Source organism: Curtobacterium sp. 22159 (genome assembly GCF_052045775.1).
Lineage (GTDB): Bacteria > Actinomycetota > Actinomycetes > Actinomycetales > Microbacteriaceae > Curtobacterium.
Genome location: NZ_JBQEPN010000009.1, coordinates 67,281 through 79,222, shown reverse-complemented (window position 1 = coordinate 79,222; position 11,942 = coordinate 67,281). Strand labels below are relative to the sequence as shown.

Annotated in this window: 10 protein-coding genes; 8 read left to right on the top strand and 2 right to left on the bottom strand. The window is 71.4% G+C overall.

The annotated features are described in order from the left end of the window. Positions 1–14: 14 nt before the first annotated feature. Positions 15–1,460, bottom strand: a complete 1,446-nt coding sequence (locus tag ACTJKO_RS11780) for a gamma-aminobutyraldehyde dehydrogenase (RefSeq protein ID WP_440688866.1) — start codon at positions 1,458–1,460, stop codon at positions 15–17. Between the two features lie 125 nt (positions 1,461–1,585). On the opposite strand from ACTJKO_RS11780, the gene ACTJKO_RS11775 reads away from it, so the two are divergent. The 8 genes from ACTJKO_RS11775 to ACTJKO_RS11740 all read left to right on the top strand — a co-directional run bounded on the left by ACTJKO_RS11775 (position 1,586) and on the right by ACTJKO_RS11740 (position 10,894). Beyond that, a complete protein-coding gene (locus ACTJKO_RS11775) occupies positions 1,586–2,056 on the top strand; it encodes an Lrp/AsnC family transcriptional regulator (protein WP_440688864.1) in 471 nt (156 codons plus the stop codon). Beyond that, entirely contained in the window at positions 2,053–3,483 is a 1,431-nt protein-coding gene (locus ACTJKO_RS11770; protein WP_440688862.1) for an aspartate aminotransferase family protein, read from the top strand. The genes ACTJKO_RS11775 and ACTJKO_RS11770 overlap by 4 nt, the downstream gene beginning before the upstream one ends. A 1-nt stretch (position 3,484) precedes the next feature. After that, entirely contained in the window at positions 3,485–4,849 is a 1,365-nt protein-coding gene (locus tag ACTJKO_RS11765) for an NAD(P)/FAD-dependent oxidoreductase (RefSeq protein ID WP_440688858.1), read from the top strand. Continuing rightward, positions 4,849–6,189, top strand: a complete 1,341-nt coding sequence (locus tag ACTJKO_RS11760) for a flavin monoamine oxidase family protein (protein WP_440688856.1) — start codon at positions 4,849–4,851, stop codon at positions 6,187–6,189. The genes ACTJKO_RS11765 and ACTJKO_RS11760 overlap by 1 nt, the downstream gene beginning before the upstream one ends. Positions 6,190–6,237: 48 nt before the next feature. Then, positions 6,238–6,891 (top strand): hypothetical protein, encoded by a 654-nt coding sequence (locus ACTJKO_RS11755; RefSeq protein WP_440688854.1) that lies wholly within the window; start codon positions 6,238–6,240, stop codon positions 6,889–6,891. A gap of 130 nt (positions 6,892–7,021) precedes the next feature. Continuing rightward, positions 7,022–8,788 carry a hypothetical protein gene (locus tag ACTJKO_RS11750; protein ID WP_440688852.1) on the top strand — a complete coding sequence of 589 codons (1,767 nt, stop codon included), beginning with the start codon at positions 7,022–7,024 and terminating at the stop codon, positions 8,786–8,788. Between the two features lie 58 nt (positions 8,789–8,846). Next, a complete protein-coding gene (locus tag ACTJKO_RS11745; protein WP_440688850.1) occupies positions 8,847–9,878 on the top strand; it encodes a nitrilase-related carbon-nitrogen hydrolase in 1,032 nt (343 codons plus the stop codon). After that, positions 9,875–10,894 carry an agmatine deiminase family protein gene (locus tag ACTJKO_RS11740; protein WP_440688848.1) on the top strand — a complete coding sequence of 340 codons (1,020 nt, stop codon included), beginning with the start codon at positions 9,875–9,877 and terminating at the stop codon, positions 10,892–10,894. Before ACTJKO_RS11745 ends, ACTJKO_RS11740 begins: the two co-directional genes overlap by 4 nt. On the opposite strand, the gene ACTJKO_RS11735 is transcribed toward ACTJKO_RS11740, so the two are convergent. Continuing rightward, positions 10,891–11,808 (bottom strand): alpha/beta hydrolase, encoded by a 918-nt coding sequence (locus tag ACTJKO_RS11735; RefSeq protein ID WP_440688846.1) that lies wholly within the window; start codon positions 11,806–11,808, stop codon positions 10,891–10,893. The two genes, ACTJKO_RS11740 and ACTJKO_RS11735, sit on opposite strands and share 4 nt — an antisense overlap. Positions 11,809–11,942: the final 134 nt, after the last annotated feature.

The following is an 11,942-nucleotide window of genomic DNA, read 5'->3' as shown; positions in this document are numbered from 1 at the left end:
TCGGGTCCGGCTGGTCAGCCGATGTAGGACATGACGTGCTTGATGCGGGTGTAGTCGTCGAACCCGTACTGGGACAGGTCCTTGCCGTAGCCGGAGTGCTTGAAGCCGCCGTGCGGCATCTCGGCGACGATCGGGATGTGCGTGTTGATCCACACGCAGCCGAAGTCGAGGTCGCGGGCGAAGCGCATCGCCCTGGCGTGGTCGGTCGTCCACACCGAACTCGCCAGGCCGTACGCGACCCCGTTCGCCGCACGCAGGGCATCGGCCTCGGTGCCGAACCGCTGGACGGTCTGCACGGGTCCGAAGACCTCCTGCTGCACGATCCGGTCGTCCTGACGGAGGCCGGAGACGATCGTCGCCTCGTGGTGGTACCCGACGGCGCCCGCTCGACGACCGCCGAGCTCGATCGTCGCGTGGTCCGGCAGGTCCTCGAGGAACGACCGCACCTGGGCGAGCTGCCCGGCGTTGTTGACGGGCCCGAAGTACGGGTCGGCCGCTCCCGGCCCGGTGGTCGCGGTCTCGCGCGCCGCTGTGGCGAGCGCCGCCACGAACTCGTCGTGGATGCCGTCCTGGACGAGCACCCGCGTCGCGGCGGTGCAGTCCTGTCCGGCGTTGAAGAAGCCGGCGGCCACGATCCCGGCGACGGCGGACGGGATGTCCGCGTCGTCGAACACGATCACGGGTGCCTTGCCGCCGAGCTCCAGGTGGGTGCGCTTGAGGTCGCCGGCGGCCGCGCGTGCGACCTCGGTGCCGGCGCGGACCGAGCCGGTGACGGAGACCATCTGCGGGGTGGGGTGGTCGATCATCGCGGCACCCGTCGTGCGGTCCCCCAGTACGACGTTGAGCACGCCCGCCGGCAGGAACTCCGCGGCGACCTCGGCGAGCAGCAGGGTCGACAGCGGGGTGGTGTCGCTCGGCTTCAGCACGGTCGTGTTCCCCGCGGCGAGCGCCGGGGCGAACTTCCACACCGCCATGTTGAGCGGGTAGTTCCAGGGGGTGACCTGAGCGACGACGCCGATCGGTTCCCGCCGGACGAAGGACGTGTGGTCGGCCAGGTACTCCCCTGCGCCCCGACCCTCGAGGTTGCGGGCTGCCCCGGCGAAGAAGCGGATCTGGTCGACCGACAGCAGGATCTCGTCCTCGACGAGCGTGGCGCGCGGCTTGCCGGTGTCGAGGGACTCGAGGTCGGCGAACTCGTCCGCACGCTGTTCGAGGGCGTCGGCGATCCGGAACAGTGCGAGCTGGCGTTCGCCGGGCGTGGTGCGACGCCAGGAGTCGAACGCGGCGTCCGCAGCGGCGAAGGCGGCGTCCACGTCGTCGGCGGTGGACACCGGCGAGGTGCCGTACACGTGCTCGTCGGTCGGGTCGACGAGGTCCATGGTGCGGTCGCCGCGGGCGTCGACGTGCTCGCCCCCGACGAAGTTCCGCAGGGTGTGCGTGGCTGTGTCGATGTCCAGCATGGCGGCGATACTTGCACGGAATCTGCTGGTTCGGAAGAACCGTAACAACGGAAATCGTCGTGAAACACGACGTTCACAACGGAATCCCTTGCATTCCCGGTGATGCCGCTGCCATGCTGTGCGGCATGGCGGCAGCACCACGACGTCCGGGACCGATCGACGACACGTCGAAGCGGATCATCGAGCAACTCCAGGCCGACGGTCGCCGCCCGTACGGCGAGATCGGCAAGGCGGTCGGTCTCAGCGAGGCGGCGGTCCGACAGCGGGTGCAGAAGCTCACCGAGACCGGCGTCATGCAGATCGTCGCGGTCACGGATCCCCTGCAGCTCGGGTTCCACCGCCAGGCGATGATCGGCATCCGCGTGAACGGCGACACCCGCACGGTCGCCGACGAACTCGAGAAGCTGCCGTCGGTCGACTACCTCGTGATGACGGCCGGCAGCTTCGACCTCATGGTGGAGGTCGTCTGCGAGGACGACGACGACCTCATCGAACTGCTCAACGGCACCATCCGGGCCATCCCGGGTGTCACCGCCACCGAGACCTTCGTCTACCTGCAACTCCGCAAACAGCTCTACGACTGGGGAACGCGATGACCATCTCCGACCAGACCACACGACTCGGCTCGTACGACCCGTTCGCTGCGGTCGACGACGCCGACCTGCAGCAGAAGTCCCGCGACCACCTGTGGATGCACTTCGCTCGGCACGGCGCGAACCAGGCCGGTGCCGACGTGCCGATCATGGTCCGCGGCCAGGGGCACCACGTGTACGACAGCCACGGCAAGGAGTACATCGACGGGCTGTCCGGCCTGTTCGTCGTCGCCGCCGGCCACGGTCGGAAGCGCCTGGCCGAGATGGCCGCGAAGCAGGCGGAGACGCTCTCGTTCTTCCCGATCTGGTCCTACGCCCACCCCGCCGCCATCGAGCTCGCCGACCGCCTCGCCGACCACGCCCCCGGCGACCTCAACAAGGTGTTCTTCTCGACGGGCGGCGGCGAGGCCGTCGAGACCGCGTTCAAGCTCGCGAAGTACTACTGGAAGCTCCGCGGCAAGCCGATGAAGCACAAGGTGATCTCGCGGGCGGTGGCCTACCACGGCACCCCGCAGGGAGCACTGGCGATCACGGGCATCCCCGCGATGAAGCAGATGTTCGAACCCCTCGCGCCCGGCGGCTTCCGCGTCCCGAACACCAACTACTACCGGGCGGCCGAGATGGGCTTCGGCGGCGAGACCGAGGAGGAGTTCGGCTCCTGGGCGGCTGAGCGCATCCGCGAGATGATCGAGTTCGAGGGACCCGACACGGTCGCCGCGGTGTTCCTCGAGCCGGTGCAGAACTCCGGCGGCTGCTTCACCCCGCCGCCCGGGTACTTCCAGCGGGTCCGCGAGATCTGCGACGAGTACGACGTCCTGCTCGTCTCGGACGAGGTCATCTGCGCGTTCGGCCGCATCGGGACCATGTTCGCGTGCGACACGTACGACTTCGTGCCCGACATGATCACGTGCGCGAAGGCGATGACCTCCGGGTACTCCCCCATCGGCGCGACGATCATCAGCGACAAGCTGTTCGAACCGTTCTCGCACGGCGACACGACCTTCTACCACGGCTACACGTTCGGCGGTCACCCGGTCTCCGCCGCCGTCGCCATGGAGAACCTCGACATCTTCGAGGAGGAGGGGCTGCTCCAGAACGTGCAGCAGAACGCCCCGCTCTTCCGAGCCGAACTCGACACCCTGCGCGACCTGCCGATCGTCGGCGACGTCCGCGGCGACGGGTACTTCTACGGCATCGAACTCGTCAAGGACAAGGCGACGAAGACGACCTTCGACGACGACGAGTCCGAGCGCCTGCTGCGCGGGTTCCTGTCGAAGGCACTCTTCGACGCGGGCCTGTACTGCCGCGCCGACGACCGCGGCGACCCCGTCGTGCAGCTCGCCCCGCCGCTGACCATCGGGCAGCCGGAGTTCCGCGAGATCACCTCCATCCTGCGGAGCGTCCTGTCCGAGGCCTGGACGAAGATCTGACATGAGCGCCTACCGGGGCGTCTCGTTCTGGCTCGACCAGCTCGTCTCCACCGGACGCGACGACCTGACGCCCCGGCCCCCGCTCGACGGCGACACCACGGCGGACGTGTGCATCGTCGGTGCCGGACTCACCGGTCTCTGGACCGCGTGGTACCTGCACCAGGCCGACCCGCGCCTCCAGATCGTCGTCGTGGAACGCGAGATCGCCGGCTTCGGCGCGTCCGGCCGGAACGGCGGCTGGTGCTCCGCCCTGTTCCCGCGGTCCGCGGCGTCGATCGCCGAGCAGTATGGACGCGACGCGGCCCTCGCCCTGCGGGCGGCGATGCGCGACACCGTGGACGAGGTCGGACGCGCAGCAGCGGAGGCGGACGTCGACTGCGACTACGTGAAGGGCGGCACCGTCCTGTACGCCCGCTCCGCGGTGCAGGAACGCGCTGCGCTGGACGAGGTGGCGTCGTCCGCCGAGTGGGGCGACGCGATGACGTGGCGCGAGGCACGCCCGGGCGACGCCGCCGGCTCGGCAGGCGTCGCGTGGACACCGGACTGCGCGCGGGTCCAGCCGGCAGCACTGGTCCGCGGCCTCGCGGCTGCCCTGGAGGCGCGGGGCGTCCGGATCGCGGAGCACACGCCCGCCTCGTCCTGGGACCACGGCCGCGTCGTCACCTCGCGCGGCACCGTGACGGCCGGTGCCGTCGTGGTCGCGGTGGAGGGGTACGGAGCGCAACTCGCGCAGACGCGGCGGCGCGTCCTGCCGCTGTACTCGCTGATGATCGCGACGGCGCCCCTGCCTGCGGCGGTGTGGGACCGGATCGGGCTCGACCACGGGCAGACGTTCTCGGACTACCGGCACCTGCTCGTGTACGGGCAGCGCACCGCCGACGACCGGCTCGCGTTCGGCGGTCGCGGCGCCCGCTACCACTGGGGGTCCGCCATCAGGCCCGGGTACGACCGGGTGCCGCGGGTGTTCGCCCACCTGCGCTCGGCGCTCGTCGACCTGTTCCCCGCCGTGGCCGACGCCCCCGTCACGCACACCTGGGGCGGACCGCTCGGAGTGCCTCGCGACTGGTGTGCCTCCGTCACGTGGGACGGACACGTGGGGACCGCCGGCGGCTACGTCGGCGACGGACTGTCCACGACGAACCTGGCGGGACGGACGCTCGCCGACCTCGTGCGCGGCGTGGTCTCGCCCCGCACGGCACTCCCCTGGGTGAACCACCGTTCGCCCGACTGGGAACCCGAACCCCTGCGCTTCCTCGGTGCCAACGCCGGACTCGTCGCCACCGACCTCGCCGACCGCGAGGAGGCGCTGACCGGCCGCCCGAGCCTCGCCGCACGGATCACGGCACCACTGACCGGAGGACACTGATGGCTCCCGCTGCTGCTCCCGCTGCTCCCGCTGACGTCGTCGTCGTGGGGGCCGGCGTCGCCGGACTGGCCGCCGCCCGGGCGCTGGCACGCGCCGGCCGGACCGTGGTGGTGCTCGAGGCGCGGGACCGCATCGGCGGTCGCACCTGGACCGACACGGCGCTCGGCGTGCCCGTCGACCTCGGAGCGTCCTGGATCCACGGCATCGACGGCAACCCGCTCTGGGAGCTGGCGTCGGCCCTCGGCATCGACACGGTCGAGTTCACCGTCGGCAGCTTCCAGTTCGACGGCCGCCCGATCGCCTGGCACGACCCGACCGGACGTCGCGTCGCGCCGACGGCCGTGGCGGCCTTCGAGGCGGACCTGCACGCCCTCGACGCGGCGCTGCCCGCCGTCGTCGAGCACGCCCCGCCACCCTCGACCTACGCCGCGGCGGTCGACACGACGCTCCGTGGTCTCGGGATCGAGGGCGACCGGGCCGTCCGGGTCCGCGAGTACACCGCGCACCGGTCGGAGGACCTCTGCGGGGCGCCCGTCACGGTGCTCGACGCGCACGGGCTCGACGAGGAGCACGTCCCCGGCGACGAGGTCGTGTTCCCGCGGGGGTACGGCCAGTACGCCACCGCCCTGGCCGACGGCCTCGACGTCCGGCTCGGCAGCGTCGTGCGCTCCGTGACCACGACCGACGGCGGGGTCGTCGTCCGGCTCGATGACGGGGCCTCGGTGCGCGCGGGGCAGGCGATCGTCACGGTGCCGCTCGGTGTGCTGCAGGCCGGTGACGTCGTGTTCGAACCACCGTTGTCGGCGGAAGTCCTCGGGGCCGTGGGGCGGCTCGGGATGGGCGTCTACGACAAGGTGTTCCTCCGCTTCCCCACCCGGTTCTGGGGCGACGACTGGGTGATCCGGCAGCAGGGCTCCGCCGGCGTCGACTGGCACTCCTGGTACGACATGTCCCGGGTCACCGGCGAGCCCGTGCTGGCCGCACTGCTCGGCGGGCACGGTGCCCGCCGGATCGAGGAGCTCCCCGACGGCATGGTGGTCGAGGAGGCGCTCGCGGCACTCCGGCGGATGTTCGGGGACGCCGTGCCCGACCCCGAGGCCGTCAGGATGACACGGTGGGCGGCCGATCCCTTCGCCCGGGGGTCGTACTCGTACCTGCACGTCGGTGCGTCCCCGGACGACCACGACCTCCTCGCCACCCCGGTCGGCCCCGTGCAGCTCGCCGGCGAGGCCACCTGGGGCGACGACCCCGCGACCGTGCACGGCGCCCTGCTGTCCGGGTTGCGGGCGGCGTCGCGCGTCCTCGGTCGCCCGGTCGTGGCCGCCGACCTGGTGGACTGAACCGCGCGGTCGAGCGTGCCGCCGCGGCCCTCGCCCTACACTCGGGCCGTGAGCACGACGAGGACGCGTCCCCAGCACGAGCACCGGGCGCCGGTCGCGATCGCCGTGCTCGTGAACCTCGCGCTCAGCCTGCTCCTGCCCGAACAGGTGCTGTTCTTCCCGTCCTGGGTCGTGCCGTCGATCGGCGTCCTGCTCCTCGTCCCGCTCATCGTCTTCAACCCCAGGCGGCTCACCCGTGAGACCACCTGGTCGCGGTGGTTGTCGTTCTCCCTGGCGATCCTGCTGACCGTCGCGAACCAGCTGACCGTCGTCCGGACGATCGTCGAGCTGCTCACCGGACACGCGAACGGCGGCGCGGTGCTGCTCACCGCGCTGCAGGTGTGGGTGAGCAGCATCATCGCGTTCGGTCTCGTCTACTGGGAGCTCGACCGGGGCGGCCCGGTGGCCCGGCGTCGCCCGGAGCTCTTCTCGCACGCCGAGGGCGACTTCCAGTTCCCGCAGGAGACCGACGAGAAGACCGCGTCCTGGCGACCGGTGTACCTCGACTACCTCTACGTGGCACTGACGAACATGATGGCCTTCAGCCCGACCGACACGATGCCGATGAGCGTCCGGGCGAAGATGATCATGGCGTACCAGTCCCTCGGCGGGTTCATCCTGCTGGCCCTGGTGATCTCCCGCGCGGTGAACATCATCAGCTGATCGACCCTCGCTCGGGGGACGTGTCCGTCGGTCGTTCCGCCGACTGTCTGAGCGCCCGATCAGGTCTACCGTCGGTCCTCGTACGGCAACGTCGCCGTACGAGGACGAATCGAGCATCATGCAACGACGGATGAGCACACTGCTCGCGGCGGCCGTGAGCCTGGGGGTCGTGGGGGCACTGGTCCCGGGGATCTCCGCGCAGGCGGTCACGACGAGCGACACCCCGGACTTCGGGAGCAACGTCAAGATCTACGATCCATCGGTCCCGGCGTCGACCATCCAGGCCGACGTCGACGCCGCGTTCAACAGTCAGCTCCGGAGCACGACGGCGCAGTTCGGGTCCCAGCGGTACGCGTTCCTGTTCAAGCCGGGGACGTACGGGCGCGTCTGGGCGAACCTCGGCTTCTACACCGCGGTCCAGGGCCTCGGGAAGAACCCGGACGACGTCACGATCAACGGCGCGGTGAACGTCGACTCCGGCTGGAACGCCGGGGACGAGAAGAACGCGACCCAGAACTTCTGGCGGTCGGTGGAGAACCTCGCGATCGTCCCCGAGGGCGGCACCGACCGGTGGGCGGTGTCCCAGGCGGCGCCGATGCGACGGGTGCACATCAAGGGCAACCTCACCATGGGTCCGTCGAACCAGGACGGCGGGCAGGGCTACTCCTCCGGTGGCTACATCGCCGACAGCAAGGTCGACGGGACCGTCACGAGCGGTTCGCAGCAGCAGTGGTACACGCGGAACTCCGCCATCGGGTCGTGGCAGGGCGGCAACTGGAACATGACGTTCTCGGGGGTGAACGGCGCCCCGGCGAACGACTTCTCGAAGAGCTACACGACGCTCGCCACCACGCCGACGACCCGCGAGAAGCCGTACCTGTACGTCGACTCGTCGAACAAGTACCACGTGTTCGTCCCGTCGCTCCGGCAGAACTCGTCCGGTGTCACGTGGCCGAACACGAGCGGGACCGACATCCCGATGCGGAACTTCTACGTCGCACATCCCGGTGACTCCGCCGCGACGATCAACGCGGCACTGTCCCAGGGCCTGAACCTGTTCATCACGCCGGGCACGTACCAGCTCGACGCAGCGATCAACGTCACGCGGGCCGACACCGTCGTGACGGGCATCGGGTTCCCGACGCTCGTCCCCACCCGGGGCAACGCCGTGCTGACCTCGAACGACGTGGCCGGGGTGAACGTGTCGAACCTCGTCGTGGACGCCGGCACGCAGAACAGCGCGCAGCTCGTACGACTGGGAGTCTCCGGCTCGCACGTCGACCACGCCGCCGACCCGCAGAGCATCCAGGACGTGTTCTTCCGCGTCGGGTCGAGCATCCAGGGGAAGGCCTCGACCACCCTGCAGGTGAACGCCGACGACACCCTGGTCGACCACATCTGGGCGTGGCGCGCGGACCACGGCGGGGCCGCCACGGGGTGGACGGTCAACACGGGAGCGACCGGCGTCGAGGTCAACGGCAACGACGTGCTCGCCACCGGCCTCTTCGTCGAGCACTACCAGAAGTACGAAGTGCAGTGGAACGGGAACAACGGGAAGACGATCTTCTTCCAGAACGAGATGCCGTACGACGTGCCGGACAACGCCTCGTGGCAGAGTCCGACCGGTGCCGGGTACGCCGCGTACAAGGTCGCCGCGAACGTGACGAGCCACGAGATCTGGGGTGGCGGGGTCTACTGCTTCTTCAACACGAACCCGTCGGTCCACGCGGACCGCGCCTTCGAGGTCCCGCAGACCGCCGGCGTGCGCGCGCACGGGCTCGTCACGGTGTCGCTCGGGGACACGGGCACCATCTCGAGCGTCATCAACGGCGTTGGCGGGGCCGTGCCGACACCGGCGGGCAACACCGCCCCGAACCGGCTCGCCTCGTACAACTGAGCCAGAGGAGCAGCGACGAGGGGTTGTGCGTGTTGATCATGTGATCAACAATGTCGGCATGGACGTCATCACCGCCGCGCACCTCCCCTCGCCGCTCCACCAGGACACGGGCACCGACCGTCGCTCCGTCCGGGTCGCCCTCGTGCAGACCCGGTGGCACGAGGACCCGGCGGAGCACCGGCGCACCCTCGCCGACGGCATCACCGCAGCCGCGGCGGCCGGCGCCACCGCGGTGTTCCTACCGGAGCTCACACTGTCGCGCTACCCGGGCGACACCCCGGCCGGACCCGCACCGAAGGAGCAGGCCGAGTCGCTCGAGGACGGACCGACGATCACGTTCGCGCGGGAGCGGGCGCGGCAGCACGGTGTCTTCGTGCACGCGTCGCTGTACGAACGTCCCGCCGAGGACGACCGACCGGACGACCCGCGCGGCTACAACACCGCCGTGCTCGTCGCCCCGGACGGCACCCTCGTCGGCCGTACCCGCAAGACCCACATCCCGATCAGCGCCGGGTACTACGAGGACACCTACTTCCGCCCGGGCGCCGACGACGACGCGTTCCCCGTGTACGAACCCGCCGGACTCGGCGCTCGCGTGGGCCTGCCGACCTGCTGGGACGAGTGGTTCCCCGAGGTCGCCCGCTCGTACGGGATCGCCGGGTCGGAGGTCCTCGCGTACCCGACCGCCATCGGGTCCGAGCCGACCTTCCCCGACTTCGACACCGCCGGCATCTGGCGGCAGGTGATCGTCGCGAACGGGATCACGGCCGGTCAGTTCATGGTGGTGCCGAACCGCTGGGGGAACGAGGGCGACATCACCTTCTACGGGTCCTCGTTCATCTCCGACCCGTTCGGCCGGGTGCTCGTCGAGGCACCGCGGGACGCCGACGCGGTGCTCGTCGCCGACCTCGACCTCGACGCCCGGGTGGAGTGGCTCCGGCTCTTCCCGTTCTACCTGACCCGACGGCCCGACCTCTACGGCGCCCTGGTGCAGGAGGTCGACCCCGTGCGCGACGGGTACGGCGCGCGCGAGGCGATCCGCGCCTCCATCGCGGACCTCGACACCGACGCCACGGCGGTGCGGTCGTGACCTGGCGGATGCCGGCGGAGACGGCCCCGCAGGAGCGCACCTGGATGGCCTTCCCCCGACCGGGCGCCACCCTCGGGGACGACGCGGCGAGCGCCGAGGCGGCGCGGCGGGCCTGGGCGACGACCGCCAACACGATCAGCGAGTACCAGCCGGTGACCGTCGTCGTGGACCCGGTCGCACGCGCGGACGCCGACCGGCTCCTCGCCGGCAGCGTCGAGGTGCTCGAGGCCCCGCTCGACGACTTCTGGATGCGGGACATCGGTCCGACCTTCGTCGTGGACGACGCGTCAGGGGCGCTCGGCGCGGTGGACTGGATCTTCAACGGCTGGGGCGCCAACTCCTGGTCGACCTGGACACGGGACGCGGAGATCGGCGCGACGGTGGCGGCCGCCGCCGGGGCCGAGCGCATCCCGTCGCTGCTCGTCAACGAGGGTGGGGCGATCCACGTCGACGACACCGGTACGGTCCTCGTCACCGAGACCGTGCAGCTCGACCCCCGACGGAACCCCTACGCCGACCGACCCCGCGTCGAGGAGGAACTCGCGCGGACGATCGGGGCCACCGACGTGGTCTGGCTCCCCCGCGGACTCACGCGGGACTACGACGGCCTCGGCACCCGTGGACACGTCGACATGGTCGCCACCTTCAGCGGGACGCCGGACACCGTCCTCCTGCACGCGCAGCCGGACCCGGCCCACCCGGACCACCTCGTGATGCCGATCATCCGCCGGGCGCTCGAGGCGGCGACCGACGCGACGATCGTGGAGCTGCCCGCACCGACGACGCTGACCGACGACGGCGGCCCGGTCGACTGGAACTACGTCAACCACGTCGTGGTGAACGGCGCCGTGGTCGCGTGCGGGTTCGGCGAGCCGGCCGCGGACGACCGGGCCCGCGGCATCCTGGCGGACGTCTACCCGGGACGTGAGGTGCGCACCGTCGACGCCCGCGAGGTGTTCGCTCGCGGCGGCGGCCTGCACTGCATCACCCAGCAGCAGCCGACGACCGGACGCTAGCCGGCCGGGGGCGCCAGACCGATGCGGGGCTGGAGCCACGCGAGCCCCGCAGCGAGCGCGGCACCCGCGGTCGTCCAGTTGTGCCGTCCGCCCGGCACCACCCAGGTCGCGACGTGCATGCCCGCCGCCCGCGCCAGTGCGGCCATCCGCGGCATCACCGGACCGTACGCCCGGTCGAGCGCGCCAGCGGCGAAGAACGCGTTCGACGCCCGGTACGGAGTGTGGGCGTGCAAGACGGCGGCGGGCTGGGCTGCGGCCCAGGCGGCGCGGTTCCCGGCGAACCCGGCGGCGATCGTGCGTGCGGGGGTGCCGAGGGTGGGACCCTCCTCGCCGGAGACGTCGACGAGGTTGCCGAACCGGGCGGGGTCGCCCGCTCCGAGCTGGATCGCGCAGGTCCCGCCCTGCGAGAACCCGCCGATGGTCCACGCCGACGGTCCCGTCTGCACCCGGAGGTGCGTCGTGACCCACGCCGGGACGTCCTCGGTCAGGTAGCTGCGGCTGTTGCCGAGCGCTCCGTCCACGCACATCGGGTTCGCCGAGCGGGGGCCGAGTTGGTCGGGCACGACGACGATCGGTGCGAGACCCCGGTCGAGGGCGGCCAGGGCGTCCATCGTCTGCTCGATGTGTCCGCCCGACTCGACGTCGTCCGGCCCGGCGCCGACGGACTGGCCGGACAGCAGGACGTCGACGGGCAGCGGTGGCGGGTCCGCGGTCAGTGCGGCCGGGGGCAGGTAGAGCAGCGCGGGGCGGGCGGTGAAGTGCGACCGGGTGGCGGGGATCGTCACGCGGAGCAGTCGTCCCGCGGTCGGCATGCCCGCCGGCGCGGTCCACGTGCCGGCGAGGTCGTCGACCGTCGGCCCCGGGGCCGTCCCGGGAGCCTCCGCCGCGGGGATCCCCTCGGGGGACGTCACCACGGGGGGTGTGGTCCTCGCCGGCTGCGGTGACGCGGCGGTCGGAGCAGCTGTGGACGCGGCCGACGGCTCGGGTGCGGACCGGATCCGGGCAGCTGTCCACCCTCCGGCTCCGCCGACCGCCAGCGCCGCCACGA

What these genes read in the sequence shown, in the direction of transcription:
- ACTJKO_RS11780 (WP_440688866.1), bottom strand. Translation starts at nt 1,460, where the DNA reads ATGCTGGACATCGACACAGCCACGCACACCCTGCGGAACTTCGTCGGG.
- ACTJKO_RS11775 (WP_440688864.1), top strand. Translation starts at nt 1,586, where the DNA reads ATGGCGGCAGCACCACGACGTCCGGGACCGATCGACGACACGTCGAAG.
- ACTJKO_RS11770 (WP_440688862.1), top strand. Translation starts at nt 2,053, where the DNA reads ATGACCATCTCCGACCAGACCACACGACTCGGCTCGTACGACCCGTTC.
- ACTJKO_RS11765 (WP_440688858.1), top strand. Translation starts at nt 3,485, where the DNA reads ATGAGCGCCTACCGGGGCGTCTCGTTCTGGCTCGACCAGCTCGTCTCC.
- ACTJKO_RS11760 (WP_440688856.1), top strand. Translation starts at nt 4,849, where the DNA reads ATGGCTCCCGCTGCTGCTCCCGCTGCTCCCGCTGACGTCGTCGTCGTG.
- ACTJKO_RS11750 (WP_440688852.1), top strand. Translation starts at nt 7,022, where the DNA reads ATGAGCACACTGCTCGCGGCGGCCGTGAGCCTGGGGGTCGTGGGGGCA.
- ACTJKO_RS11745 (WP_440688850.1), top strand. Translation starts at nt 8,847, where the DNA reads ATGGACGTCATCACCGCCGCGCACCTCCCCTCGCCGCTCCACCAGGAC.